Raw genomic sequence first — 25220 nt, forward strand, 5'->3', positions numbered from 1 at the left:
GACAGGAGGATAACCATATGAACAAGAAATTGCAAATCACCGTAGCATCCGTCGTGATCGGCGCCTCGCTTCTGAGCACAGGTTACACCGTCCGGGCCGCTGAAGGAACGACCCAAGAGGCGACCGCCACGGTCTCCCCGTCCTATAAGCTGACGGATTCGCTCGATGTGGAAGTCAAGACGGTGCTTAACGAGCATGTGCTCGACGGTACCCGTCTCGGCGTTGTGATCCGGATGAAAAACAACAGCGATTCGATTACCCGGGTTCCCGATACGATCGAGGTTCGCGTGAAGACGACGGAGGGGACAACGTATACGCTGCAAGCCAGTGCGTCTAACGTAAAGTCGATCCAGCCGAAAGCCAGCTCGGAGCTGAGCTATTTGTCGGTTATCGACCGGACGGACGACGTGACCTTAAGCGAAGTGAACTGGACGGACGTGGATTATTATGTCTATCCGAAAAAGGAGACCGTTGTGGTGACGGCGCCGATCACCACTCAGCCTTGGAAGGGCAGCGACGCGCCGATCACCGACCCGTCCGCCGTCAAGAAATGGTCCGAATCCTTCAAAATCCCTTCGCTGCTCTCGCCGCTGCAGTATACTCCGATCGGCATCAGTAAGGAGTCGAGCGACAAAGGCAACGTGATCGTCGTTCAGCTGTTGGCCTACAATCCGACCGGTCAGCGGGAGACGCTCCCGGATTTCCAGATTGACGGGAAGACGGAGGGCAAAATATTTTCCGGCAAACGGGTTGAGCAGGGTACGATCGTGCTGGAGGGCAAGGAAGAAAAGTATATCCATTATGCGATTCCCGTCGATCCCGATACCGAGCTGACCAGCTTGAACCTGCTCACCGCCGAGAAATTCGCGCAGGCCGGTCAAGGGCAGAGCGGCGGCTTGCTTAGCTATAACGTGGGACGCTTGAACATCCTGCTGCCTTCCGGTCCGAGCGCGAGCGCATTTGAATCTTATGTATACGGCAATCCGCTTAAATTCGATAAGCGCAGTAATCTGATTCAATCAGATCTGGAAGTTACGCTTGCCGAATTCACGATCCAGGACAACACCGATGAAGGGTCCAAGAACGTAACGGCCAAATTTAAGCTGAACAACAAAGGCGACCGCCCGCTGGCGGTTCCGGTATTCCAGACCGATCTTCTGAGCTCTGACGGGTATACTTACAGCGGCGCACGCCAGAATCTGACGACGCCTTCCATTCTGCCGAATTCCGGCGTTACGGTCAGTTACTCCTTCAAGGTGCCGGGATCGGAAACCGGAAAGGGCTTGGCTCTGAAAATACAGGATGCCGTATCCGCGGCGCCTTACAAGACGACGATCGCGTCTTACGCGGTCGAGCTTCAACCGGTCAGCACAAACGATGAATTTAGCGTATATCCCTTCTTCGCCAAAATCCGCAGCTGGGATATTACAGGCATGTTCAACCGACAAGGGACGCTGCAGTATACTTATAAGGCGAAGTTCATGATGGATCTTAAGCGGGATGATCAAATGCAAGTCGATCAAAGCTCCTCAAAGCTCCAATTCGAGCTGTATGATTCCCTTGACCGCTTGATCGGAACTAGCCAGGCTTCCTTCATCGGTCCGAACCGTCTTGTGACGGGCGAGAATAACATTATGTTCAGCGGCTCGTCCGAACAATTCGATCACCCTTTAACCATTCGCGTTTACGAGTACTTCACGACGGCCACCGGCGATTCCAAACGATTGCTAGCCGTGTTTAAGCAATAATCCGAATCTTATATTCATAGCAAAGAAGCCGGTCCGGCATGGACTCGGCTTCTTTATCCTGGTTTGATGATCGGTTTGATACGGCATCAGGATAAGCCATGGTCCGGCTTATTCCCGAGCTTGAACTCACGGACCGTTCCCCAACGGCCGTCTTGATCTTTGCGAAGCAGAACAAGCTGCTCGACGGGGGTTTTGAGCTGAAGCGGCTTCTGCTTCAAGCTGGACAGGATATCATGCATCTCGTCCGCTTTCAGCTGCTGCGCGATGGTCAAATGAGGCGTATAAAGGTATGGCTTGTCGGCTTCCGCCAAAGGTCCTGAGCATATGGCGTCATGAAGCCGTTTCATCGGCTCCGGATCGGATAGTGCCATATAAATCACATGGTTAACGGGATAAAAGGAGGAATACCGGTTGAAAGTCAGCTCGAACGGCTGAATGCGCGCCGCGGCTTGCTCCAAATGGACGGTCGCCGCCTGCAGCTTCGCTTCGTCCCAATCTTCTTGCTCCTTCACGGTCAAATGGGGCTCAAGCAAGGAATAATGCGGGTCGTATCGTCTCCGGTAGTGATTCGCAAATTCCTGCACTTCCTTCGATGGGAAAACCGCTATGCCGTATTGCATTTTATCCCCTCCTCCAAATCGTTGTAAGGCTCACTTCATTCCAGTCTTAGTTTTACACCGCTTATTTACATTATAAGCCTTTTCCCCGAACAGGTCCAAATCGGCGGCGGCTTACGGAAACATTTACTATCATCCAAGCCAATCTCCCGAAAGCAGCATACAATGGACTAACCTCTCCTGTATAAGATGCGCCTTGGGTCCGAGCGGCAAATAAGGTTAAACCTTTTCGGTTATGCTACAGGGAGAAATGGATATCATTCATTAAGCGGAGTGAGAAGGATGAACTGGATTTATTGGGGTAAGCTATACGAGAGCAAATTCCAGGCCGGCTGTCTGGCCAAAAGAATGGAAGAGGACTGGTGGATTTACGGCTACGAATGCCCTTCCGAGGTGCAAGTATTTCGTTCCAAGAAAGGACGCTTCGGCGTCCGGTATTTGGTATAAACTTTTGCTTGACTTAGTTCCTTGAGTTGGTGTATATTTATTTCTGTCGCTTCGTAAGGACGTAAGGCGATGGAACAGATGACGCGGGGTGGAGCAGCCCGGTAGCTCGTCGGGCTCATAACCCGAAGGCCGCAGGTTCAAATCCTGCCCCCGCAACCAAACCTTTCAAGGGCCTATAGCTCAGTTGGTTAGAGCGGTCGGCTCATAACCGATTGGTCGGGGGTTCGAGTCCCTCTGGGCCCACCATCCTTTGCCGGAGTGGCGGAATAGGCAGACGCACAGGACTTAAAATCCTGCGGTGGGTGACCACCGTACCGGTTCGACCCCGGTCTTCGGCAGTATGATTTTCCCAAGAAAGCACACCGTTCGATGCGAACGGAGGTGTCTTTTTTTATTTTACGGCAAGTTTCCGGCTCGAAAAGAAGCTTTGCAGGCAATGGGATTTTCCGGGCTTCCAAGGCATATATATAAAATATTCCTGCAAAAAGGAGGGGTCCCATGCCCTCAATCATCTTGGCTCCCATCAAGATCACCGGCGCCAGCGGCGACGTCACTTTCGGCGATGTACTGCAGATTAACCCCAAGAGCACATCGAAGGCGAATGCCGGCTCGGGCGGAGGAAATACAGGCGATTTCAGCGCTACCTTTACAGGCGTCAGCTTTACGAATGTATTCGATGCCGACGTGAATGATTCAAACAATCAAGGGAATAATTAGCTGCATAAAAAATCACGCACACCTCCGGGCCGCATTGGCCGTCTCTAAAGAGCGTGCGTGATTTTTTGCTAGAGAAAGCGGATATCGATCTCTTGATACGGCTGATGCTCGGACATCATTTTGCGCATATGCAGCTGGAGAATGCCGTTCTTATATACGGCTCTGCAGCTATCGGTCACAACGGAGCTGTTCAGTTTAATGGTCTGCGTGTTGTTTTCGGGAAGGTTTTCGAGCCTGAGCTGATTGCTGTTCACAAGCACCCGAAGTTTGCGGGCCTGCGAACGGTCGGGAATATGGATTTTGACGATCACATTATTATGCGTATCGAACGTTTCAGTATGAAAATGATGCTTAAGCCCCTGCAAATCTGCAGCAGGCATCGCCTGTTTCATAACGTCCTTCACATAATTCTCGACCCAGCCCATCGGTTCGGGTCCATCTCCTGACCCCAAGAACGGAAGCTTCCCTCCGAAAAATTGCTCAAACTGCTTCCAGTTGAAATCGAAGAAATTGTTGTTTTTTTGCTTATCCATCCGATCTCACTCCTTCCCACATCCAGTATATGAGCACTTTCGAAAAAGCATGAATGCGCCGCAGGGAAAACATACTTCCCTTAAGGCAGACATATAATGAATCAAAGCATCACGAAATGCGGGGTGGGAGAGGTGCCAGCGATTGTCGGAGCCATCAAGATCGTCAGCGTCGGTCCAAGCTCCATCGTGCATATTGGGGATTCCATCCAGCTGGCGCCGGTGAGCACGGTCAAGACGTTTGCAGGTGCCGGCTCGTTCAATACAGGGGACTTCATTCGGACGTATACGATGGTCAATAATACGAATACAAGCGATAATGATTTTGCCGATTCGAATGCCGTGTCCGCAGACACAGCGGTAGGGGTGGTATAGATACGATGCAGTTGATCATTCATCAAAGTATCGTGATTCATCAGCTAAAGGTTGGTTCCGTATCTAACTCTTCGGTTCTCCAGATCGGTACGGCCGGGTCCATTCGATCGTTGTCCAACCTTTATAATTCAGGCGGGTTCACCGGACCTGCGCCGGAGGCGGGAGTCATGCCCGGCCAAACGATTAGCCCTCTGCCGTTTGTCCCGCTCCCTGGTACTGCCAGATGAACGGAGGACTGACTGATGTACACTTCCTTCCCTCATTCGTATTTTGAACAGCTGAATAAATACTTGGCCTGGCAAACGCGCCGTATACAGGAGCTGGAGATTCGGATTGAGGTGCTCACCAAATCGGTGGAAGCCCTGAGCCGGCAGCGGGGCATTACAGTCGAACGACTCGAATATAAATTCGACCAGCTGAAGGTGGAGAAGCTCGACGGCACGCTAAACGTCGGAATATCGCCAGGAAGCTTGACGGACCAGACGCTGGAGGACATCTTGCCCGAGGGAAAGACGGTTATGGCGAATACGGCCCGGTCCGAATCGTTCGGACGCATCCTGAATGCCGTACTGCTCTATTTAAAGGAAGAATGCCCTAGAGAGCTGCAGCAGATCAATGCGGAGTATCAAGTGAATCTGGGGGAAAACTTCTGCAAAATGATGAGTGACGATTTGTATTCGCAAGCGCGTTCGCGCACCCTGCATTACATGCAAACGATGGTGGACCCGAACCAGCCGGCACTGTCGCCGGAGGAAGAGCAGGCCATTCTGCAGCGGGTGATCGGCGATATTCAAGAGGCGATCCGGCAATACATTGTAAATAAGAAAGAAGGAGCTAACGCCTATGGTGATATTACAGGTCATAAATAAGGAAATTGCGGTCGGCCAAGTAAGAATTGTCGGGGTAGCGAGCTCCGCGGTGTTCCAGGTCGGGGATACCCAGGAAATTTATTTGTCTTCCATCTTCGATACCCCGCCGGAATCGCTTATTATCGGCCCCATGGAGCCAATCGCGCGGGAAGGCAGATGAACCGGGGGCCGCTTCGGACGTCGCTGGTGGGTCAGGTTTTTGTAGACAACGTTATCTTCGCCTCCTCCGTATTTGCCGGAGATATGGTCGAGTTCTCTCCCAAGGCTACAGTCCTGGCGATTCAACGGGAGGTGCCCAATTTCTACGGAGATGAAGGTGATCTGTCCCATTTCCCGATATTTACAGCCGATATTCCGGTACCCGTACGCTTGACATCCACGAAACTGGAAATTATCCAGACGAGTCCGTTCATCCGCGTCGGGGGCGTCTACATTATAGCGATTTCGACTTCCGCCTTATTCCACATCGGAGCCAACCGGTCGATACGGGCGGAATCGCGAATCAAGCATATCCGGCACCTGCTTACGGGTGAACGTGCGCCAATATAAAGTAAACAATAAGACCTTTCGCTTGGATGGCGGCAAGGTCTTTGCTGCATTTCGGAAACCAAATTATTTATGCAATACTTGGGAGAGACATAAAACCGCGCCCTCTTCTTCCGCGTTAACTATCATGCGAGGCGTTTCCAAGCGCCTGTAGGAATCAGAACCGAAGAGGAGGAACCAGGATGAAGAAACAAAGTAAAACAGCCGCTTGGCTGCTGTGTGGAGCGATGCTGCTCTCAGGCGCAGTGCCGGTGGCGGCGGCGGATGCGCCGACGCTTGCGCTGAAGACGACCGCTCAGGCAGCGGCAGACCTTGGAGTGCTGCAAGGGGAAGGCAGCGGCGTAACGGACGCTTATCTCGCGAAGAGCACGACCCGTTTACAGACGGCAATCATGTATCTTCGTCTGAAGGGACAGGAGCAGGCGGCCCTGGCTTTTAAGGGAAGCGACAACTTCAGCGATGCGAATGCGGTGAATGCAAGCAACCAAGCCATTCTCGCTTATCTCAAAGCGAACCCGCAGCTGGGCTGGACGGGAACGGGGAACGGTAAATTTGAACCGCTTGCGCAAATTACCGCTCAGCAGTACTACAAAGTACTCCTGGAAGCGCTCGGCTACAAGCAGGATGCCGACTTCCAATATGAGAACGTCATTACATATGCCAAAAGCGTCGGGCTGAATCAAATTGCAGGTGCCGGAGCGCTTCGAAACAGCAATATCGCCACCGCTACCGTGGAGGCGCTGAAGGCGCAGGTGAAAGGCGGCAAAGGCACGCTGCTGGACGACTTGGTCGATCAGAAGGTCATCGCAAAGGATAAAGCCGCAGCCCTGCAAGGCACCTCAACCTCACTCAAAATCGGATATGACGCAGCGCTGGGCGCTTACCTGACCGACGATGCCGGGAAGACGCTGTACATGTACACCAAGGATATGACGGATATGAGCGTGTGCGTCGACAAGTGCGTCGCCAATTGGCCGCTATACTCCCCGGATAGCTTGCTGATCCCGGCAGAGCTGAGCGCAGCCGATTTCAAGACGATCAGCCGTGACGACGGCAAAAAGCAGCTCACGTATAAAGGCATGCCGCTTTATTACTTTGTCAAGGATACAAAAGCGGGCGATATTTCCGGACAAGGCGTAAACAATGTGTGGTATATTGTCCATCCGGAGCCTGCTTCTCCAGCCGCGCTCGCCGCTACGGAGCCGGCGGCTTCGGCTGCCCAAGAGGTACAGATCAACATTTCCGGCTTTGCGTTCTCCGAGAAGGAGCTGACGGTGAATGCGGGTACGAAGATCACCTTTACGAATATGGACAAGGTGAAGCATAACGCCGTATCCGATCTGCTCGGTGCCGACGGCAAGCCGGTATTCGAGACGAAGCTGCTCGCCCAAGGCGAGTCGGAATCGATCGTGCTGACCCAGCCCGGGGAATATACCTACTACTGCCAGCCCCACAAAGCGGCTATGAAAGCCAAGATCATCGTTAAATAGGATGCGGCGAAAGCCCGGCCCGGCTCACATTAGAGGAGCCGGGCTTTTTCGTGTGATAAGAATTTATAAGTTTCGTAACTTTAAGCTTCGCATCAACCTTGATAAACGCGCTGGTCCTTGTAAGATAAGGACGGCGTAGCCGTTTATTCTGGTGTTGGGTGATTGCCAAAAGGATGATTTTATAAGAAGATAAAGCTAAACCTTTTGCCGTTATGATACGTTACCTATTACGAGGGTTATGGGCCCGGGAGAGTGCCGCCACTTGCAGCAATATTCGGATGAGCAGTTGATGCGGATGATTAGGGAAAAGAAGAGCGAGGCACTGCATGAGCTGTATGACCGCTATGCGCGGCTGGTCTATTCCTTTGCTATGAAATCGAGGAAGGAGCCGCAATTTGCGAAGGAGATCGTTCAGCTGGTGTTTACGAGGCTCTGGACAACCGAGCGAAGCTACGACCCGGCCAAAGGCTTGTTTGTCAATTGGCTGTTGACCGTGACGCGCAATTTGACGGTAGACCAGCTCCGCAAGCTGCGAAAGCAAGAGGCGCTTATGCCCTTTGAGCCTTGGTCCGCCGAATTGGCGGCAGGGGAAAGCTCCGTGGAGGACGCTTTATCCAAGACGCTGCTCAAGGAGCAGATGGAGCAAGCCTGCAAATATTTAAACGAGCAGCAAACCCGGCTGATCCGGCTGCTGTACTGGGAAGGCTACAGTTTGAGCGAAATTGCGGCAATGAACGGAGAGCCGGTCGGAACGGTAAAGAGCCGGCTCCATCAGACATTGAAGCTGCTGCGCCGTCACCTGACCCCATGGAGAGAGGAGTGAGCCGACAGATGACGCATCAAAATCCGTGTGAGCAGCGATTTTCATACTTTTTACAGGAGCTGACGCCGCAGGAAGCGGAGAGCTTTGAGCGCCATTTGGTCCGGTGCGCCGACTGCCGCAAGGAGCTCGCGGACCTGCGGCTCGCCTGGGAAGCCATTCCCTGCGACTTGGAGGAGACGGAGCTGCCTCCGGAGCTTAAGTCTCAGGTGATGGACGCTATTCTTCATGCTCCGTCAGGACCCGGGGCTTCGCAGGAGCAAGTACCGCCCCGGAAGGTCACGGGGCGGGTAACCGGCGTACGGCGCTCCCAAAGGCTCTGGCCCTATACGGCTGCGGCGGCGTTGTTTTTTGCAGCGGGGGCGTTAACGGTTTGGGGATGGATTGGGCCGGGGGCTAAGCACATCGCTTCGCCACCTGCAGTTCAGCCGGCAGCTCCTCAGACGCCATCGACGCCACAGCCATCCGCGCCGCCCGCTCAGCTCGTCCAGGTGATGAGCCTGAAGCCGTTCGATCAAGGGATGCCGGATGCCAGCGGCCGGGTGTGGCTTATGCGGCAGGGAGATAAGGACCGGATTGTCGTCGAAATGACCGGTTTGACGCCGAACCACGGGGAAGGAACTTATCAGCTGTGGATGCTGAAGGAAGGCAAACGGACGAACTGCGGCACCATGCGCATAGGAGAAAAGGGCACCGGCGTGATGACCTACGAAATCCCCGCATCAGAGTACAAGTTCGATAGTCTTGGCGTCACGCTGGAGCCGGACGAGAAGGGAGATCAGCCACGGGGCAAGAAAGTGCTCGGCACCTGAATAAAGACTTCGACGGAAGGAATGAACAAGGATTGGCCAGAAGAAGAATAGAACACGTCGGCTTAATGGTGAAGGATCTGGACGCTTCCATTGCATTTTATGAAGAGGTTGTCGGGCTTCGGCTGAAAGGGAAGCTTATGCATACGAACGGTGTCATTCAGCTTGCATTCCTGGGATTCGACGCTGCGGGCGAGACGGAGCTCGAACTGATTCAAGGATACAATGACGGGCTGCCCCAGGAGGGAAAAGTGCATCACGTTGCGTTTGCCGTAGATGATATCGAGGAAGAGTTCAGAAGAATTAGGCAGCTGACCGATGTGATCATGATCGATCAGGAGATTACAACGCTTCCGAATGGGGCGCGTTATTTCTTCTTTCACGGACCGGACGGCGAGTGGCTGGAAATGTTCCAGACGGACCGGACATGAAACGGGGGAACTCTTTGTCAGCTCCCGTGAATGGGGGAACCCATAACCATTGCATGAAGTGCAAGCATTTCTACGTGACGTGGGATCCCGCCTTTCCTCGGGGGTGCAGGGCTTACGGATTCAAAACGGTGGAGCTGCCTTCGGCCGTCGTACTGCGATCCTCGGGACAACACTGTCAATCGTATGAGACCAAGCTTGTTTAAGCCTGCGCAAAAAAAAGCCATTGAACCGGTCATATTGCCGTTCAATGGCCTTTTTGTCATGTCTGTTCGCAGGGCGTTCGTTATTTACTGAACCAACGGACGGCGTACATGATGAGGGACAGCACCACGCTGATGACGATACAAGTCACAACCGGAAAATAGAAGCGCACATTCTCTTTCTCTACCGCGATATCACCGGGCAATCGTCCAAGAGGCAGCCACTTCCCGGCAACGGTCCATAGGAGTCCTATAACGATAAGCAATGCGCCTGCTGCAATCAACAGCTTGGGAACGGAATTCATCGGGCTTTGTGAGCTCCTTTGTTCGAAGTAAGAGTTCTCACTTTTATATTATATGGATATTACAGAAATAAAACAGAGCTCTATAAACGAAGCCTGCTGATCAGTGCGGCCCAGAGGTTGGAGATTAGCTTAACGGCACCCGTAGGGATCGGTGTTTTGGTCATCGCCAGACAACCCTCCTTCACCCTTTTATTATACCGGAACGTAAGATTCAGCCGACTAAAGATGTGTTTATAATCGTTCCGTGAATCTAAAAATTACTTTATTTTTACAGTTCCTTGCCATGCATAGCACGTGTAAAAACAGCGCATATTACATCTACGCACTTGAGATAAAGTGCTTACATACCCAAACTTAGGAGGTCAACTTCATGGCACAAGGTCAAAGCCGATCCAGCAACGTTCTTGTTGTACCGCAAGCAAAAGCAGCTCTGGACCAATTGAAGTATGAAGTCGCACAAGAATTGGGCATTCAAATTCCGCAAGACGGCTACTACGGATACATGGCGACTCGCGATACAGGAGCGATCGGTGGAAATATTACCCGCCGTCTGGTCCAAATCGCCGAGCAGCAGCTTTCCGGCGGCCGGATCCGATAATCGACTCCCCGCATGGTGAACCGGGCAGCCTGGAAGGCTGCCCTTTTTTCGTTTGATAAGAATTTATAAGTTTTCGTAGCTTATAGCTTCGCATCAACCTTGGTAAACGCGCTGGTCCTTGTAAGACAAGGATGGCGTAGCCGTTTATCCTGGTTTATGGGCCCTGACGAAAAGACTCGCAGCCTTTCTTGCCAGCCGGCTTCGCGGATGGTAATCTACATAGACGACTGAAGATTTGCCGTTCGGGGAAGGGAGAAGAAGAACATGCTGGAAGAAAGGCTTAAGGCGTATCGTTTGCGCACGGAACAAGTGATGGAGCGGACGGGCGAGGAGGAGCGGCAGCTGATCCAGGATTTGCTGAAGGAAATCGGGACGCTGGCTGAGGAGAACCGGAATCTCAGGAAGGCATTGATGAAGCAGGCACGGACGACACACATGTCGAGCAAGCTGAAGGATGCGTTGATGGAATAAGACGGAAATCATTCTTTTCTTCAAGATGATTAAAACCGGAGCGGACCGGGAAGTAAAGGTTTAGAAAATTTGCGGCTACATCCAAATTTCGAGCATATTTTCATAGCGGCTTTCATATAATGGAAATCATAAGCCCAACCGCTTTTTTCATACGGTTTTATATCATACTAAAGAATAGGAAGATGCCAAGATGTACGCCAATCATATGAATCTCGCAAAAGAAGGACAAGTTTACTGCTGCCTGCGCAATAAAATCGTGCCGCTAAACGGGGAACAGGTCGAAGCCTACTGCTCCGGCTGCCCGATGAATAAAGGCGTGGAGCCCGGCAAATTCGCCAACTGCTATTGGAACGATGCGCGTCCTATTAAAAGCCCGCATTGGGTTATTGACCCAAGGGTCGAATATATCAGCATGCAGACCCGAAAGCACGACGCGGTGTAACGGCCGCTTCGTCCATACATGCAAGACGAGAAGAAGCGCGGATCCCCGTGCTTTTTTTGCAGGCCGGCATCCGAAGATGCTCTGAGCTGCGGCTCTGGGAAGCATGTTTTCAATCCAAGAGGAGGAATGAAGCCTGCTGTTTACACCGATTCAGCCGATGGCCGCCGAAGCGCGGGAGGCGCCCTTTGACGATCCGGACTATTATTTCGAGCCCAAGTGGGACGGCTCACGGCTGCTGCTCCATAAGCAGGGGGACCGGATCGAAGCTTATACCCGCAGCGGCCGCTGCGTCACGGCTCAATTGCCGGAACTGAAGGAAGCGGCCGCCTGCATCAAATCGTCTGCGGCCATTCTTGATTGCGAAGGCGTGTGCCTGCGCGGAGGCCGCCCCGTCTATGATGATTTTACCTACCGTCTAAGGCTGGGAAGCGACCTGAAGATTCGGCATGCACTCCAAACGCATCCTGCGGCTTTCGTCGTTTTCGACGTGCTGCTGGCGGAGAGGGAAGTGACGGCAGAGCCACTTGTTCAGCGCAAGGAGCGCCTTACGGAGCTTCTTCGGCCGTCTGTGCACATAACTCCTACCCTGACCGTTCCAGCGGAGGGCAAGGCGCTTTTTCAGCTTACGGGGGAGCAGGGTCTGGAGGGAATCGTGGCAAAACGCAAGCAATCCGTCTACATTCCTCATTCCCTCAGCAAGGATTGGCTCAAGATCAAACACTACCGGTCCATCGACGTGATCATTCTGGGATATCGTACCGACCCTTTCGGTCTGGTGGCGGGACTTCATTTCCGGACGGTACCGTACAAGCAGGTCGGTATTGTGGAAGAAGGATTTCGCCAAGGGGATGAAGAAGCTTTTCTAGAGCTGGCCAAGCCGCTGCATCTCGCGAAGGAAGGTCGTACCCAATGGATCGAACCCCGGCTCTGCTGCCGAATGGCGTACAAAGAGCGAAACGACATGCATCAGCTTAGCGATACGCGATTTCAAGGCTTCTTATGGGATAAGAAGCCGGAGGACTGTCATTGGATCCCTTAGGCGGCGGGCAGCCATTCAATTAGAGGAGGAACCACCGAAATGATACAATTCGAACGCATCCATCATGTCAGCTTAGCGGTCAGAGATTTGGCCCTGGCCCGAAGCTTCTATTCGGACAAGCTTCGATTCCAAGAGATTGAACGGCCGCCTTTCAAATCACGGGGAGTTTGGTACGCCATCGGAAGCAGCCAGCAGCTGCATTTGCTCGAGCATCCGAACGGGGAGGCTCTACGGACAAGCGGGATCGATTCGGTGGACGGCCATTTTGCAATATGGGTAACAAGCTACAGCGGCACCATTGCCTGGCTCGAGAACCAGGGCATTCCTTATGAAGCGAGGCCGCAGAGCGTTGCGGGATTCGCGCAGATCTATATCCTGGACCCGGACCATAACATCATCGAATTCGATTCGACCTACGATTCATAGTACGTTCAGCGAGCAAAGAATAAAATCCTAAGCAGCCAAGGCTTGCTCTTGCGCTTTTTCATGGACCGGGGGATAAAGCCCGTTGCTTCTGCAGCCGTCCCGATTGACTCGTACGGACTCGATAAAAGCAGGGCCAGCTCTTCATTCGTTACGCCTTGCGATCCCATCATGGAGACTCACAACCTTTCTGACAGGGCTTAAATCTAATGTACCATAAGGCTCGGATAAATAATGTGGCGCACACCACAAAACAGGATAAAGAATGACCGATTTCGACAAAAAGTGCGGGCGGCAAGCTCTGTTGAACTTTATTTTTGGCGAGAGAACGGAGAAAATTGAGAAAGAGAGAGGAAGCGGTCCTCTCTCTTCCTTATTTTTTCGGAACGACGTCCGTTCGGACAACGCCGACGTCGGAAGCATTGATGGCAAAAGCATTGCCTCCTTGCCCTGTTCTTGCTTGAGCGGATTGCTTGACCCGAACGGCATTTTTACTTTGCTGCGCCTTGGAGCTTTTCCATGTTTTCGGCACGTTTCTCACCTCCTCTGCAGAATGGGGTGGGTTCGTTAACGTTTTTTATGCGATTTGAAAATCTTCACGTTCACGGCGTTGCTGGCAAGCGCATTGCCGGTATGGGCCGTCGCTACCGCCGATTGAAATATTTGGATGACCAGGTATTGGTTCTTGCCGATCTTGTGCTTGTACGTTTTGACTTTTGTATGGACCATGATCCACCCTCCTCGTAGAAGCTTAATGTCATCCTATGTACGAGTTGTCGTTATAGTGGCGGCGAATGAAGAGGGCGGCATTCCAAAGAGGCTCATTCATGTTGGATGGGCTTTTTTGGTGCGGACTGACTATTTACTATAGGCTGTTCCAGAAGTACAATAGAATGGGAATGTATGTTCTGTATTCGAGGGGGGTTATTTGTGAGTGCAAATCCAATTACCCGAAGATCCAGGCCGGTAAGGGACGACCGCACCTTGGAATCGCTTATTCACTGCTTGGGTATTGCCATGTTTTTGGAGAAAGAAGCCGTTGTGACCGTGTGGTCGGATTTCGAGGATCAAACGTTTCAAGGGAACATCACCAAGCTCGATAAACAGCTGAAGAGCATTAAGATTCAGAATAAAAATGAATACGCATGGGTTGACTTCGAGCAAGTGCTGAAGATCGAGATTGTGAATAAGGAAGAATGATGGTGCTGCAAGGGAGGAGGGGGTTATAGATCCGAAGCTTCAGTAACGTAGACTCGAACTTCGGACAAACTTTTTTCGGGGGCCGCAAGCGTCAGCTCTAGATTTTCTTGATTTTTCTAAAAAACCACAGATAGTACCCATATGAAATGAGCAGCGTAATGGTGAAGCTGATGAAGCTCCAATACCATGTCCAATTTAAATATTTAATCAATTGGGTGTACTTCTCTAGCATGACTTCAATGATAGTAATGATGGTCGGAAAGCTAAGGATGTATATCGTTTTTATAAACCATGGCTTCTCTTTATGGAAATGGACATTAAATATGGCACTTACCGAAGGGAAGACGAAAAACTCAAAAGTATAGCTTGCCCGGTAAGCCATCTTAAGAAACCCTATAGGGTATTCGATTAATCCGCCTTGGACCACTAAAGCGCCTAATGTCCAGGAGGGGAACCAGAAGAATGGCCGTAATGATCCGCAAGCAACCACGCTAACCAGCCAACCATCCCTGCTTTCTTGACGCTAATCCGGGCGGGATCAAACTACGGTTAAACGCTCCCTTTTACACGTCACTATATATCTTGGATTCAAAGTGAGGCAAGCATTTTCCCTATGGAAGATACTTGCCCCTTTCATTTAAGTTGTATTGGACATACAGTGTATTAAGTCATTAGGAGAGGGTGAGCTGAATGCCGGTAACCTTAATCGATTACCGTATTAGCCAACCGAGCAGCGCGGTTGCAGCTGGTGTTCTTCCGAATGGAGTAACAATTCCTGCTCCGATCGGGAATACAAATCTCCTCGGAATTTTCATGAGTGCTGGCCCGCAGAACCGTGTGGATTTGCAATTGTTTGTAGTCATTGCCAATCCATTATCTTTAAGAGGCACCGCCTTGTTTTTTTCGTTTTTTCGGGATGGACAAATGATTTGGATTTCCGAGGTTGGACTGAACCCCAATACATTCCCCGTAGCTTTTAATTTTCATGCCGGTGATTTTAACGTAACTGTCGGATTTCATATGTACTCGGGACAAATTAGTAATGGCGGGCCGGGGGAGGCAAACGTTGTCGGGCCTGTAACGTTTAGCGCTGCGGCTTATTCGCTGACCTGAGAAAACATATCGTTAAACAAAAATAGATGAATAGGCTGCACCTCCTTCCCGGCTGCAGCCTATTCCGCATTTTTAAGGTACGAATACATTCCGGATTTTCATTTGAAAAAAGCGAAAAACCCTTGATTTATCAAGGGTTTTTCTGTATGACCTGTAGTGGGCTCGAACCACTGACCCCCACCCTGTCAAGATGGTGCTCTCCCAGCTGAGCTAACAAGTCACGGTAAGTATTTCATGTCGTTTTGGGGACGTTTTTTATAATACCAAGATTAGCCGATGAAGTCAAGCGATATTTTAAAAATATTTTAAGGAAAGAAAAGAGTATGATATAATTTTCAACAGAAAGTTTAGCAGAGGGAAGAGGGAATGACATGAGGGATTACGGATGGATACCCGCGGGGTTGGGTCGAGGGCTGAACCCGTCCGGAGAACAGGCGCTCGACTGGGGGGAGCATGAATTTGCGACGCACCGGTATCAGGTTCGCCGTCTGATTGAGCAGTCGGTAGAGCTGCTCGGTATTCCGGAGAAAGCTGCGGTGCTCGGGGCTGGAAACCATGGGGATGTGAATTTGCCCGGGTTGGCTGCGCAGTTTCAACAGGTGACCGTCATCGACTCGGAAGATAATGCGGTGGATGAATGGGCGGAATCTGCAGGCGGGTTTATCGCGAGCCGGATCAAGTCGATGAACCGGATCGATTATACGGCGCTTGACCAGGTACAGTATTACGAAGAGTTTGAAGAGCTGCTGGCGAATCAGGCATCCGCGTCAGCACTTTCCTCGTTCCTCAGAGATTGCGCGTTTCGCGTGAGGAGGCATGAGGCGCTGTCTTATTTGAAGTCGGCGTTCTCTCTGGTGGTATCCAGCGGTGTACATACGCAGTTGTTCTATGTCGATGCCTTGGAGCGTTTCGCCGGGTATGCGAGTCAATACAGCGAACAAGAAATTCGCCAAATTATGGAGGCGATGAGCTATCTTCGCAATAGTCTCATAACCGATTATAATCAGCTTCTTGTACGCATGGTGAAGGCGGAGGGCCGTATCGTGCTGTGGACGGATGTCGTTCTTCTCGATGAAAAGACACGGTGGGTGGCCGACGAGCTTTACTCCATTCCTACGGAAAAAGAACGGACAGCCTTCCTGTTCCAGAGCTTCGGTAAGTATGGAATGGAGGCTGCCGTATGGGGGCTGAAGGATATGCATGAGCGGCTTCGTCCGGAGCAGCTGCAATTCCACAGCTGGATCTGGCACACCGAATCGGGAAAAAGCTACTTGACAGCCGGCTTATCGGGTCGACCGAAGAGTTAAGAAGCCAAAGTCAGCGAGCTCTTCCTCGGTACAGAAGCTGCAGCTGGGCAGCGTCGGCGTTTTCCGGAGCTTAACCGCAAGCTGGTTAAGCATCCCGGTCAGCGCCGCCGTTCCGTTCTCGTCCAACGAGAATTGGATGCTATATTCATATTGTCCTTGGGCAGTAAGGATAGACCGAACGACAGGTCCGAAGGGCCGGTAAACCGAGCCCAAGGCGGTAAAGCGGAGCTCGACGAGCATGCTTGACTCTTCCGGAAGCGGCGCGGCCGTATATACCCTGGCGCCGCCGGCGCTGAGATCAAGGATTGCGGCCGGAAGCATCTTGGTTCCCGAGTCCATGTCGTTTTGACCGATAATTTTGAGCTCCGCCCCTAACGGATGCGCGAAGGGCAGCCGGAAAAAGCTTCGTTTGTTTGTATCGATAGGCATAGTAATCAACATTCCTTTTTATAGGCGGAAGTGAAGGCTTCTGGTTAAAAAAAAGAAAAAACCACTCTCAAAAGAGCGGCAGATGGATACGTTCTTCCTTATTGCTGTGCAGTACAGCGTTATTGCCAATAATCTCAATCCGCTCGATTTGGTTGATGTAGGATGGGCCGGGGCCTAGGGACTGTATTCTCGTCTTCTCCAGCACGCTGATTAACCGGGGAATCGCCTTCTGGTCGCTAGAAATGAAACTTACGGGAATTTTGCGGTCGTCAAAACATAATTCCGTTGTCATTTGCCAACTTCCTCCCTCCATCTGATTAATTCTATTATATCTCATCTCTATGAAAATACTAGGAAAATATTGTTACATATCTTGACATAAACCGATCAAAACAGACATGAGCAAATCTGAAAATCCATACATCCATTGGAGGAAAAGTGATGAAGAAGCTGTACAGTCAAATGACGGAGGAAGAACTGGAGCTCGAAATGAAGCAGATTCAGGAGGAGATGAGGCTGGCCCAATTCCCGAGCCAGAAGGCGGTGCTGGAGCGTAAATATTTCACAGCGAAAGCCTATACACTCAAGGCTGAGGATTTCCCTCCGGGCGTATACAAGGTGGATGGCCATCAGCTGCCCTTTGAGCTCGAATACGTGAACGGGATGATGGCTTGGGGAACCATGGGGGAAGACCGGGAAGCGAGCTTCCCGATCTCGATGCTGTCAAGGCTGCTCTAAATGCGGCACATGTCCTTGGGACAATTCTCGCATTGGCAAATATCGCGCAGATAAGATAAGTTTTTAACTACCAATAATTGGTTTTCCGTGTCGATGATATCCGCTCTGCGCAGATCGCTGAGCATCCGGTTCACGCTCTCGCGGGTAGCACCGATCATGTCGGCGAGCTCACTGTTCGTGAGCTTCTTCGTTATCACGATCGACGTTCCATGCTCCTGACCGTACGTATTGCAGAGCCGGATCAAGGTTGAGCAGAGTGCACCGGGCTTCCCGAACATCATCAGATCTCTGAACTTGGTCTGCGTCATCCGGTGCATGAGTCCCATCCATTTCATAAATTCAACCGCCAAATCCCCGTGCTGCCATAGAAGCACCTCGAGATCCTTTTGCAGAATGACGCCGATCACGCTGTCCTCGGTGACCTCGCAATTAAAGCTGTGAACCGAATTTTGGAACGGATCCAGCTGTCCGAACAAATCCCCTTCGTTATATACATACAGAATAAAGCTTTTGCCGTCATCGCTGCTCTTCGTGATCTTTACTCTGCCGCGCTTGAGATAATATAATCGATCCGCCTGATCGCCTTCCCAGAACAGATGGCTGCCGGCCGCAGGTTTCATTTCGTACATAATTTCCTTGATCCGTTCCAGGCTGCCCTCGGAGAAGCATTGGGTATTGGATACGTGCGCATCCGTCTGGCGAAGGTTCGCGTCGATCATGGAATATCCCTCCATCAAGTCCGCGTCGCATCGCGGCGCTTTCTCGTTCTATGTCATTAAGATACTCCATATTCGGTCAAAGGGGATGTGAGCAAAATCACAGATTTCCAACTTTTCATAAAATGTAGTGATTTAACTTACAGCCAAACGCGTTTTATCGGACTATAGTGGAATCAGTGATCTTATGACAAGGGAGGAAGTGGCGTCATGACGCTGTCCGGTATCATTCTGGCGGGCGGGCCGACGCGAATCGTTCACGGTGTTGCGCTTGGCCTTCTGCCGCTGTCCAATGGAACGGTTCTGGGTGAACAAATCGCAAGGATGCAATGTGTTTGCAGCGAGGTAGTCATGGTAACGAACGAACCCAGAGCATGGCTGGAGCACGTCCCCCGATCGGTGAGGGTGATTACGGATTATTACCCCGAGCGGGGACCGCTCGGCGGGCTGCATGCCGCATTGGCCTTGTCGAAAGGCAGCGAGGCGTGGGTTACCGCCATGGGCATGCCTCTTCTGTCCTCCGCGGCGGCGTTGTTTTTACTGGAGCATTTGCAGGTGTTCGGTTACGACGCGGTCTTTCCCTCCAGCAGAGGCAAGATTTCTCCTTACGGCGGCATGATAAGGCGGTCTTGTCTCGATGAGCTGAATGGGTTGATGTCGGTGAACGAGCGGAGATGGGAAAGCTTCTTTGCACGTCTAAGGTGGGCGGGAGCGGAGGAGGCGATGCTGGCGGACCATGGGGTGGCGCCGGGCTGGAACCTGCGCATCTAAACGGAGGAGCATTACGAGCGGACGCTCGGGATGTTTGACGCCGCCGCATCCGGGAAGAATGAAGGAGTCGGCTGAACAAGCGGTCGTAGGCGGTTCTTGGAAAGCGGTTCACTTCAACCGTATTTCCGGGGCCGTTTTTTACAAAAATTTATCACCGAATGAAGTCAAAATGTGATATTATGAATCATAAACTAACATGTAAACGTTGTCATTTTATGCTCGCGGGGGCTGACACAAATGAAAATATGGGGTCTTGTTCTGGTTTGTCTTCTTTTACTCGGTACGGCTTCCAAGGATGCGCTGGCGGAGCCGGAGCTTACGTCCGTCACTTATACTTCACCGGAGGGGATTCAGTTTATCAGCTACGGCTCCATGTGGAGCGTCGATCGGCTGGAGGAGCTGTACCGCGTCTTGTTGAAGTGTGAGCACGGCGAAGAGCTCGCCTCGCTAAAGCGAGTGCTCCTCCTGCCGGAGAAGAGCAAAGGAGCAAATGGCCCCCGCGTCGGAAATTATAATGAGAAGGAAAAGACGATCCGTCTGTATGAATCGGATACGCTTCCTTTGGAAAAAACGCTCATTCATGAGTATGGGCATCATTTTACATACTATTGGCTGAAACGGCAAGAAGGCATATTTCCCGACCAGCTTAAAGAAACGAACGTCTGGTCCAAGCTGAGAGGACTCGGGGGTTATCCGGTTCGATGGGCGGGGAGTACGCTGCCGGATGTTCATAAGTGGGATCCGGGAGAGATTATGGCGGAGGATTATGTCATGCTGTTCGGTATCGGTGCCGCCAGGCCGCCTCAGAATCCGCTCGATGTCATTCACTTGGTCCGGCACGAGAATGAATATATCCCGCCGGTTACGACTCTTCCGGCTGTGAGGGAATACTGGGAGAAGGCGGCAGGACTGCCTCACAAAACGCTTCTGCAGGAGCCTTCAGTCCAGGAACTCCAATTCACGGAGCAGGAAGGAAGCGACAAGCTTCTCGTCCGATTCCGATCGTCGGACAAGGAAGGAATTCGAGGCCCGATCCAATACGGCCTTCAATTGGTGGCTTTCTCCGGAGACGGCTCCATTCCGAAGGTTAGCAAGAGTACGGCTGTTGCGGAAGGGAAAGAAGCGGTGGAATGCTTGCTCGATTGGCCGGATCCGTTGAGCGCTCAGACGAATGCTTATTTTCACCTGACGGTTTGGGCATATGACGGCACCGCACGTCTCTTGGCGCAAACGCCGATGTATATGAACTGGTATGAAGTTGACAACGCCTCGAATCAATTGCGCGATGTTCCGCCGCCTTGGGAAAAGCAGGGGTTATTGTTCATGCTGCAGAAGGAGGGAATGGTTCGTTGGCCCCTTATCCATTTATTCATCAACGGCAAGCAGCAGGGGGCAGGGACCGGCTTCAAGGAGAAGGACGGAACATTATATGTGCCTGTCGATTTGATCAAGGACCCGGGCGACTCCTCGCCTAAGGAGACGGTGATCCGGCTAAATTCCCATACCATTCGGTTGACAAAAGGCACCGAGGATGAGGCGGAGGTGGACGGGAAGAAGGTTCGTTTGCGCAGGAAGCTGGAGAAAGCGGGAGAAAATGTGACGTTGGCCGCGGCGGATTTGGGGGAACTGACAGGCATGTCCTGGGTATGGAACAAAGACCTAAGCAGCCTCGACTTGAAGCCTCAGTAAGCACTTAGCATCAGGTATAGAATGGGCGAAGGTTTCGGATGCTAAGCTTGAGGTGATGGTTATGAATCGGGCGTTATGGACGTCCCTTGTCAGTATCGGCGCGGCTCAAGCGATGAAGATCCCTGGACGCATACGGGAGTCCGGACGATGGGAATGGAAGGATCTCGTCCGGACTGGGGGCATGCCCAGCTCGCATTCGGCCGGCGTTGCGGCTTTGGCCGCTTATTTAGGAGTGAAGAAGGGCGTTTCTTCACCCTTTTTTTCGTTATCTGCCCTGCTCGGAGTTATCGTAATCTACGATGCCATGGGCATTCGCAGGCATACCGGTCTGATTGCATCCGAAGTGAACCATCTGGAAAAAACTGTTGTCAAGCTGACGGAGAAAAGCTCTCCCCATCTTCACCAGAAGAGGGAGAAAGAGCTCGAAGAGAAGCTCGGCCATCTTCCGGAGGAAGTGCTGGGCGGGGCTCTTCTCGGTACGCTCATCGGCTGGATTAGCGCTGTGACCGAGCCGGCATCGAAGGGGAGAGCAGCCAAGGCTTCCCAAGTTATACGTAGATTGTGGGCGCGTCTGACTTAACGGCAGTGTCGCTTAAGCCAGCAGGGGAGTCGGAGTGATGTACGGGGAGGGTGATGGTGAATTTCGTGCCGATCCCAAGTTCACTTTCCACTTCGATCGTGCCGTCATGATCCTGTACGATCTTATGGCATATCGATAAGCCGAGACCGGTGCCGGAATCCTTCGTGGTATAGAACGGGATGAATATTTTCTCAAGCTCGTTGTCAGGAATACCTTTGCCGTTATCCTCAATTTCGAGCACCGCATCGTCTCCGGATACGCTTAGCTTGATAAGTACCGTTCCTTGCTCCGGTATAGCTTCGAACGCATTCTTGATCAGATTCAGCAGCAGCTGGAGCATTTTGTCCTGATCCATCAGAATGAATACGGGATCCTCCGGACTTTGGAAATCAATATGATGTCCCAGCCGGGTGGATTCCGAATCCAATAAGGAAATCACCCGGTATATGCAGCTTTGCAGCTTTTGCGGACGGAACTGGGTCATATGAGGCTTGGAGAACTGAAGGAATTCCGCTGTCAGCATGCTCATCCGGTTGATTTCGTCCATGATCAGATCATACCACGTCTTAATGTTATAATTCCCGGCTTTGGAAAGCTGCAGAAAGCCCTTGATCGTCGTTAAAGGATTGCGGATTTCATGCGCCATGCCCGACGCCAGCTCCCCGACCACGCGGAGCTTCTCCGATCTCAGCATATGCTCCTCGCGCTTAAGCCAGGTATCCCTCTTCATTAAATAAAGCGATCGTTCCGCGATCAGGATCAAATCATCCTTGGTCATCCCCTCTTGCGGATAACAAGCCATCCCGAAATTAATATCAATGCCCGTCAGCTTCGGGAATTCGGAAGCCAGCATTCGTGTAATCGCATTCATCGATTGAGGGATATCCTCGCTTTCTACGACGATAGCGAATTCGTCTCCGCCGTACCGGCTGATTAAGGAAGCTTCGGGGAACATGATTCGCAAGAGCTGGGCAGCTTGGCGCAGTATTTTGTTCACGCCCTGAAAGCCGTTCGTCGTATTCAATGACTTTAAATCCTTGCAATCGATCATCACGAGAATGAGCGGACGGCCCGCGTCGACGAGACGCTCAAGCTGACGGTGAAATTCTTGGTAATTATAAAGACCGGTCAGCGCATCGTGTGTGCTGAGATGCTTTTTCTCGTTGGTTAAGAGCTGCTTTTGATTCTCAATGTCACGGATATGTTTACGGAATAACATAAAGAGAATATAAAAGCTGACGGTAATGAACAGAGTCGAAACAAAATTCACCTGAGAGAGCGGCTTATATGTCAGCGCGATGACGCCGAACGACAAGGTAAGCCAAAGCTGAGTCCAGGCGGAAGGCCAGGTCGGGCGCTCGAACTCCCGGAGCAAATGAAACCAATAAAGCGGGAGGCATAGATCGGTCGCGCTGAAGGCATGGAAGCCAAGGAGCAGCGCAACCTGCAGCGGAAGATACGTGTTGAATCGATCCTGCAAGAGCTGAGATAACGCATAAGCCGCTGCAAACGCGAATAAGAGCCAGGAATTCGGCGTTTTGTCGAAATACAAGGAGTAGGCGCTGATGAGGCCAGCATAAACGAGATAGAGCCATTTACCATTCATGGAGAACTCCAACTCCCGACCGATATGAGATTATTGTATATTATTGGAATTCTGTATCGTTCGATGAATTCCTGCTTACGTCCCGTGGTTCGGTGAAACTTTTTTCCCAGGGTACGGCCCCGGTTCAGACACTTCAGACAAAACGATACCATAGAGATTCGTAACCCATCTTGGATATAAGTAGATAGCCTTGTAATAAAATAGAGCCGGGAGAATCCCCCGGCCCAGGATGAACATTAATAAACGGTTACAGATCCTTTATACATATTCCCGCTCGGATTGCGTGTGTTGTTATGAGCTTTTGCCGTTGTTCCGGTTACCGCATTCACCACATACCCAGTAGTATTATCGAGGTTCACTGTATTGTTGCTGAAGTCTGCGTTTAGCCCCCAGCCCGATACTTGAACATGCATTTGGAACGCATCGACGATATTGCTGTTATTGTTGCGCGAACCCGTATTATCATGGACGCTCGCATTGTTGCCTTTTGTATCGACGAAGCTGTCTGCGCTATTTTGTCCGCTAATTCCGGTACCGTTGAAGGTATTATATGCCACAACCGTACCTGTGGTTCCTTCTTTAATATCGACGTGTTCTGCAGTAACGTTCGGACCGAGTGTATTGTTGCTGATGATATTGTTATCGCATTTAGAATTGTACGTGCTCCATACGCCATTGTCGGAACCTACATACACAGCCTCGCCGAATCCGGGATCGATTTTACCTGTATCATGAACGTAAGAGTTTTGCAGTGTATTATTAGAACTGCCGTCTCGGAAATGGACTCCTTCTTGGCCTAAGCCGTACACTTCTACGTTATCCAATACGGAATAATTGGAATTATCCAGCACAATCCCCTTTTGAGCATTCGTCACTTTCAAATTTTTTACGATCCAATAATCACCAGTAATGTAAAGGGCATATCCGCTGCTCGTTCCAGTACCGGATAAAATAGCCTCATTCGTGGTACTTGCGCTTTCAATCGTAATCGGAGCGGAGGGGGTACCGTTCACACTGAATAGAAAAAGGCGTTTGAAAATCCGCTGGTGGATTTGCTTCCCGTATATGTTCCGGCGTCGATAGTAATGTCATCGCCAGGCTGTGCGTTTAGCATTGCGCTTTGAATACAAGCAACAGTGCTGCAATTTATCGTTCGGGTTGCTGCATAGGTTTTTCGCGGTGTATTGTACCAATAGAGCGCCAATAGACAAACCGCTAAAGCAATCAAGAAAGCTTTCTTTACATTCCCATGAGCATGTATCAACACAAATCACCCTTCTCATTGGATTTTTGAAAAAACGATTCCTCCTGCCCTCCTTTCTTTAAAAGAAATGTAGTCGCCTTCCATTCGGAGTGGACCTTTGCTATGAAGGCTTATTAACCGGTTACATTTAATGTTGTATAACCGATTACAATAAATTTATCTCATGTAATGGTTTTCATGTTTCGCTCAATTGCTTATTTCTTTCGCAATATTGTTGTCTTTTTCTGTGATTGTTTTTATGTAAGATCGGTGTGGACGATTAATTTTTGCTCGCTATGCAAATACTATTATTTGTCTGCGGATGTCTAATACACGTAAGAGCATAAAAGTTATGATTTAAACTAACTAGCGGAGGCAAAAATGGATCAATACAAGCTAGAGAATCAACAAAACCAACAAGAGGAAGTTGTAGCGGTCAGAAAAAACGGTGATGGCGATATTGTTGAATTGAAGCTGACTTCAGGGAAAATTGTTGACTATAAGACCGCTCAAGCCATGGTTAAGAACAATGAGATCCAGCATTTAAATGTATTTCGGGGGCGAGACAATGAAGAACACCTAAGATCGGACCCGGATGGACGAAAAGATAACAATCTTGACAATTTGCCAACGTTTTAATTAAGGTCGACGAGTAAACCCCAAGTAAACAAACCAACCCGAGATATTTCTCGGGTTTTTACATTTTTTGTTATGAGAATATTTCATTGGCCGATTTCACCGATCTATTGGCTTGCCGGCTTCGGTTACTTCGGAAGGAGTCAAAGCTACGTATAAAAACGGTATATTAGAAATCCATATGCCTAAAACAAAACCGGATATTAAAAGGAAAATTGATGTAGATTTTCACTAACAAACAAGAATAACAGAGCCTTTGCAATAATAAAAGCCCAGCAACCGCTGGACTTTTTTTGCATGAAAATTAATTTTAGG

37 protein-coding genes, 4 tRNA genes and 1 pseudogene are annotated in these 25220 nt (G+C 50.8%); 29 read left to right on the plus strand and 13 right to left on the minus strand.

Translation table 11 applies throughout. From position 1 onward, the window contains the following. Positions 1 to 17 precede the first annotated feature (17 nt). Entirely contained in the window at positions 18 to 1748 is a 1731-nt protein-coding gene (locus O9H85_RS02345) for a hypothetical protein (protein WP_269879657.1), read from the plus strand. An 86-nt stretch (positions 1749 to 1834) separates the two neighbouring features. Here the strand turns inward: O9H85_RS02345 and O9H85_RS02350 are convergent, their stop codons facing one another. Beyond that, positions 1835 to 2368, minus strand: a complete 534-nt coding sequence (locus O9H85_RS02350; protein WP_269879658.1) for a 2'-5' RNA ligase family protein — start codon at positions 2366 to 2368, stop codon at positions 1835 to 1837. A gap of 279 nt (positions 2369 to 2647) precedes the next feature. Here O9H85_RS02350 and O9H85_RS02355 point away from each other — a divergent pair, with 279 nt between their 5' ends. From O9H85_RS02355 to O9H85_RS02375, 5 genes are all read left to right on the plus strand, one after another. Continuing rightward, the gene (locus O9H85_RS02355; protein ID WP_269879660.1) at positions 2648 to 2812 is read left to right on the plus strand and encodes a hypothetical protein; all 165 of its coding nucleotides are present in this window, start codon (positions 2648 to 2650) and stop codon (positions 2810 to 2812) included. Positions 2813 to 2894: 82 nt separating this feature from the next. Further along, positions 2895 to 2971: transfer RNA gene (locus tag O9H85_RS02360), tRNA-Met, on the plus strand. A 10-nt stretch (positions 2972 to 2981) separates the two neighbouring features. Next, positions 2982 to 3058, plus strand: a tRNA-Ile gene (locus O9H85_RS02365). Positions 3059 to 3064: 6 nt separating this feature from the next. After that, positions 3065 to 3150, plus strand: a tRNA-Leu gene (locus O9H85_RS02370). Between the two features lie 160 nt (positions 3151 to 3310). Beyond that, positions 3311 to 3529, plus strand: a complete 219-nt coding sequence (locus tag O9H85_RS02375; RefSeq protein ID WP_269879661.1) for a spore germination protein — start codon at positions 3311 to 3313, stop codon at positions 3527 to 3529. A gap of 68 nt (positions 3530 to 3597) precedes the next feature. Here the strand turns inward: O9H85_RS02375 and O9H85_RS02380 are convergent, their stop codons facing one another. Continuing rightward, a complete protein-coding gene (locus O9H85_RS02380; RefSeq protein ID WP_269879662.1) occupies positions 3598 to 4062 on the minus strand; it encodes an Hsp20/alpha crystallin family protein in 465 nt (154 codons plus the stop codon). Between the two features lie 132 nt (positions 4063 to 4194). Here O9H85_RS02380 and O9H85_RS02385 point away from each other — a divergent pair, with 132 nt between their 5' ends. The 9 genes from O9H85_RS02385 (at position 4195) to O9H85_RS02425 (ending at position 9399) form a co-directional block, all read left to right on the plus strand. Further along, positions 4195 to 4434 (plus strand): spore germination protein, encoded by a 240-nt coding sequence (locus O9H85_RS02385; protein WP_269879822.1) that lies wholly within the window; start codon positions 4195 to 4197, stop codon positions 4432 to 4434. Between the two features lie 5 nt (positions 4435 to 4439). Next, positions 4440 to 4661 carry a spore germination protein GerPB gene (locus O9H85_RS02390; RefSeq protein ID WP_269879663.1) on the plus strand — a complete coding sequence of 74 codons (222 nt, stop codon included), beginning with the start codon at positions 4440 to 4442 and terminating at the stop codon, positions 4659 to 4661. A gap of 15 nt (positions 4662 to 4676) precedes the next feature. After that, positions 4677 to 5303: a spore germination protein GerPC gene (gerPC, locus tag O9H85_RS02395; protein ID WP_269879664.1), complete on the plus strand. Its 627-nt coding sequence runs from the start codon at positions 4677 to 4679 to the stop codon at positions 5301 to 5303. Next, positions 5281 to 5463 (plus strand): spore gernimation protein GerPD, encoded by a 183-nt coding sequence (locus O9H85_RS02400; RefSeq protein WP_269879823.1) that lies wholly within the window; start codon positions 5281 to 5283, stop codon positions 5461 to 5463. The genes gerPC and O9H85_RS02400 overlap by 23 nt, the downstream gene beginning before the upstream one ends. Continuing rightward, complete coding sequence (locus tag O9H85_RS02405; RefSeq protein WP_269879665.1) at positions 5460 to 5852, plus strand: spore germination protein GerPE; 393 nt, start codon at positions 5460 to 5462, stop codon at positions 5850 to 5852. The genes O9H85_RS02400 and O9H85_RS02405 overlap by 4 nt, the downstream gene beginning before the upstream one ends. A 179-nt stretch (positions 5853 to 6031) precedes the next feature. Next, positions 6032 to 7339 carry a plastocyanin/azurin family copper-binding protein gene (locus O9H85_RS02410; protein ID WP_269879666.1) on the plus strand — a complete coding sequence of 436 codons (1308 nt, stop codon included), beginning with the start codon at positions 6032 to 6034 and terminating at the stop codon, positions 7337 to 7339. 262 nt (positions 7340 to 7601) lie between these two features. Further along, positions 7602 to 8162 (plus strand): RNA polymerase sigma factor, encoded by a 561-nt coding sequence (locus O9H85_RS02415; protein ID WP_269879667.1) that lies wholly within the window; start codon positions 7602 to 7604, stop codon positions 8160 to 8162. A gap of 8 nt (positions 8163 to 8170) precedes the next feature. Beyond that, the gene (locus O9H85_RS02420; RefSeq protein WP_269879668.1) at positions 8171 to 8971 is read left to right on the plus strand and encodes an anti-sigma factor; all 801 of its coding nucleotides are present in this window, start codon (positions 8171 to 8173) and stop codon (positions 8969 to 8971) included. Positions 8972 to 9003: 32 nt separating this feature from the next. Then, positions 9004 to 9399 carry a VOC family protein gene (locus O9H85_RS02425; protein ID WP_269879669.1) on the plus strand — a complete coding sequence of 132 codons (396 nt, stop codon included), beginning with the start codon at positions 9004 to 9006 and terminating at the stop codon, positions 9397 to 9399. Between the two features lie 283 nt (positions 9400 to 9682). On the opposite strand, the gene O9H85_RS02435 is transcribed toward O9H85_RS02425, so the two are convergent. Then, complete coding sequence (locus O9H85_RS02435) at positions 9683 to 9904, minus strand: DUF2905 domain-containing protein (protein WP_269879670.1); 222 nt, start codon at positions 9902 to 9904, stop codon at positions 9683 to 9685. A 370-nt stretch (positions 9905 to 10274) separates the two neighbouring features. Here O9H85_RS02435 and O9H85_RS02440 point away from each other — a divergent pair, with 370 nt between their 5' ends. From O9H85_RS02440 to O9H85_RS02460, 5 genes are all read left to right on the plus strand, one after another. Beyond that, positions 10275 to 10502 (plus strand): alpha/beta-type small acid-soluble spore protein, encoded by a 228-nt coding sequence (locus O9H85_RS02440; protein ID WP_269879671.1) that lies wholly within the window; start codon positions 10275 to 10277, stop codon positions 10500 to 10502. Between the two features lie 264 nt (positions 10503 to 10766). Further along, positions 10767 to 10973 (plus strand): hypothetical protein, encoded by a 207-nt coding sequence (locus O9H85_RS02445; RefSeq protein WP_269879672.1) that lies wholly within the window; start codon positions 10767 to 10769, stop codon positions 10971 to 10973. A gap of 190 nt (positions 10974 to 11163) precedes the next feature. After that, on the plus strand, positions 11164 to 11415 hold the full coding sequence (locus tag O9H85_RS02450) for a hypothetical protein (RefSeq protein ID WP_269879673.1): 252 nt from the start codon (positions 11164 to 11166) through the stop codon (positions 11413 to 11415). Positions 11416 to 11572: 157 nt separating this feature from the next. Next, positions 11573 to 12454, plus strand: coding sequence for an ATP-dependent DNA ligase (locus tag O9H85_RS02455; protein ID WP_269879674.1), 882 nt, complete (start codon positions 11573 to 11575; stop codon positions 12452 to 12454). 39 nt (positions 12455 to 12493) lie between these two features. Beyond that, on the plus strand, positions 12494 to 12880 hold the full coding sequence (locus O9H85_RS02460) for a VOC family protein (RefSeq protein WP_269879675.1): 387 nt from the start codon (positions 12494 to 12496) through the stop codon (positions 12878 to 12880). A 5-nt stretch (positions 12881 to 12885) separates the two neighbouring features. Here O9H85_RS02460 and O9H85_RS02465 read toward each other — a convergent pair whose 3' ends face one another. From O9H85_RS02465 to O9H85_RS02475, 3 genes are all read right to left on the minus strand, one after another. Next, positions 12886 to 13050, minus strand: coding sequence for a hypothetical protein (locus O9H85_RS02465; protein ID WP_269879676.1), 165 nt, complete (start codon positions 13048 to 13050; stop codon positions 12886 to 12888). Positions 13051 to 13250: 200 nt separating this feature from the next. Beyond that, entirely contained in the window at positions 13251 to 13409 is a 159-nt protein-coding gene (locus O9H85_RS02470) for a hypothetical protein (protein ID WP_269879677.1), read from the minus strand. A gap of 35 nt (positions 13410 to 13444) precedes the next feature. Next, entirely contained in the window at positions 13445 to 13606 is a 162-nt protein-coding gene (locus O9H85_RS02475) for a hypothetical protein (RefSeq protein WP_269879678.1), read from the minus strand. A 201-nt stretch (positions 13607 to 13807) separates the two neighbouring features. On the opposite strand from O9H85_RS02475, the gene O9H85_RS02480 reads away from it, so the two are divergent. After that, positions 13808 to 14077 (plus strand): YolD-like family protein, encoded by a 270-nt coding sequence (locus O9H85_RS02480; RefSeq protein ID WP_269879679.1) that lies wholly within the window; start codon positions 13808 to 13810, stop codon positions 14075 to 14077. Between the two features lie 97 nt (positions 14078 to 14174). On the opposite strand, the gene O9H85_RS37635 is transcribed toward O9H85_RS02480, so the two are convergent. Beyond that, entirely contained in the window at positions 14175 to 14567 is a 393-nt protein-coding gene (locus tag O9H85_RS37635; protein ID WP_409348083.1) for a CBO0543 family protein, read from the minus strand. Between the two features lie 200 nt (positions 14568 to 14767). Between O9H85_RS37635 and O9H85_RS02485 the strand changes: the two genes are divergently transcribed. Beyond that, on the plus strand, positions 14768 to 15190 hold the full coding sequence (locus O9H85_RS02485; RefSeq protein ID WP_269879680.1) for a hypothetical protein: 423 nt from the start codon (positions 14768 to 14770) through the stop codon (positions 15188 to 15190). 147 nt (positions 15191 to 15337) lie between these two features. On the opposite strand, the gene O9H85_RS02490 is transcribed toward O9H85_RS02485, so the two are convergent. Beyond that, positions 15338 to 15410 (minus strand) — tRNA-Val (locus O9H85_RS02490). 151 nt (positions 15411 to 15561) lie between these two features. On the opposite strand from O9H85_RS02490, the gene O9H85_RS02495 reads away from it, so the two are divergent. Next, positions 15562 to 16497, plus strand: a complete 936-nt coding sequence (locus tag O9H85_RS02495; RefSeq protein WP_269879681.1) for a hypothetical protein — start codon at positions 15562 to 15564, stop codon at positions 16495 to 16497. Here O9H85_RS02495 and O9H85_RS02500 read toward each other — a convergent pair. Both O9H85_RS02500 and O9H85_RS02505 read right to left on the minus strand, forming a co-directional pair. Beyond that, entirely contained in the window at positions 16474 to 16926 is a 453-nt protein-coding gene (locus tag O9H85_RS02500; RefSeq protein ID WP_269879682.1) for a PilZ domain-containing protein, read from the minus strand. The genes O9H85_RS02495 and O9H85_RS02500 overlap by 24 nt on opposite strands. A 67-nt stretch (positions 16927 to 16993) precedes the next feature. Further along, positions 16994 to 17218, minus strand: a complete 225-nt coding sequence (locus O9H85_RS02505) for a hypothetical protein (RefSeq protein WP_269879683.1) — start codon at positions 17216 to 17218, stop codon at positions 16994 to 16996. A gap of 149 nt (positions 17219 to 17367) precedes the next feature. Between O9H85_RS02505 and O9H85_RS02510 the strand changes: the two genes are divergently transcribed. Continuing rightward, positions 17368 to 17664 carry a DUF1811 family protein gene (locus tag O9H85_RS02510; protein WP_269879684.1) on the plus strand — a complete coding sequence of 99 codons (297 nt, stop codon included), beginning with the start codon at positions 17368 to 17370 and terminating at the stop codon, positions 17662 to 17664. Here O9H85_RS02510 and O9H85_RS02515 read toward each other — a convergent pair. Beyond that, a complete protein-coding gene (locus O9H85_RS02515) occupies positions 17661 to 18383 on the minus strand; it encodes a Crp/Fnr family transcriptional regulator (protein ID WP_269879685.1) in 723 nt (240 codons plus the stop codon). The genes O9H85_RS02510 and O9H85_RS02515 overlap by 4 nt on opposite strands. 207 nt (positions 18384 to 18590) lie before the next feature. Between O9H85_RS02515 and O9H85_RS02520 the strand changes: the two genes are divergently transcribed. From O9H85_RS02520 to O9H85_RS02530, 3 genes are all read left to right on the plus strand, one after another. Further along, the gene (locus O9H85_RS02520) at positions 18591 to 19151 is read left to right on the plus strand and encodes an NTP transferase domain-containing protein (RefSeq protein WP_269879686.1); all 561 of its coding nucleotides are present in this window, start codon (positions 18591 to 18593) and stop codon (positions 19149 to 19151) included. Positions 19152 to 19388: 237 nt separating this feature from the next. Continuing rightward, positions 19389 to 20840, plus strand: a complete 1452-nt coding sequence (locus tag O9H85_RS02525) for a hypothetical protein (protein ID WP_269879687.1) — start codon at positions 19389 to 19391, stop codon at positions 20838 to 20840. 61 nt (positions 20841 to 20901) lie between these two features. Beyond that, positions 20902 to 21420, plus strand: a complete 519-nt coding sequence (locus O9H85_RS02530) for a divergent PAP2 family protein (protein WP_269879688.1) — start codon at positions 20902 to 20904, stop codon at positions 21418 to 21420. Here the strand turns inward: O9H85_RS02530 and O9H85_RS02535 are convergent. Next, positions 21389 to 23026 carry a sensor histidine kinase gene (locus tag O9H85_RS02535; protein WP_269879689.1) on the minus strand — a complete coding sequence of 546 codons (1638 nt, stop codon included), beginning with the start codon at positions 23024 to 23026 and terminating at the stop codon, positions 21389 to 21391. The genes O9H85_RS02530 and O9H85_RS02535 overlap by 32 nt on opposite strands. Positions 23027 to 23262: 236 nt before the next feature. Next, on the minus strand, positions 23263 to 24039 hold the full coding sequence (locus O9H85_RS02540) for a right-handed parallel beta-helix repeat-containing protein (protein WP_333474137.1): 777 nt from the start codon (positions 24037 to 24039) through the stop codon (positions 23263 to 23265). A 611-nt stretch (positions 24040 to 24650) separates the two neighbouring features. On the opposite strand from O9H85_RS02540, the gene O9H85_RS02545 reads away from it, so the two are divergent. Together O9H85_RS02545 and O9H85_RS02550 are read left to right on the plus strand one after the other, a co-directional pair. Further along, a complete protein-coding gene (locus O9H85_RS02545) occupies positions 24651 to 24908 on the plus strand; it encodes a DUF3892 domain-containing protein (protein ID WP_269879692.1) in 258 nt (85 codons plus the stop codon). A 76-nt stretch (positions 24909 to 24984) separates the two neighbouring features. Further along, a pseudogene (locus tag O9H85_RS02550) lies at positions 24985 to 25140 on the plus strand (Hsp20/alpha crystallin family protein); the annotation flags it as partial. Positions 25141 to 25220: the final 80 nt, after the last annotated feature.

It is taken from the genome of Paenibacillus gyeongsangnamensis, assembly GCF_027533625.1.
Taxonomy (GTDB): domain Bacteria; phylum Bacillota; class Bacilli; order Paenibacillales; family NBRC-103111; genus Paenibacillus_G; species Paenibacillus_G gyeongsangnamensis.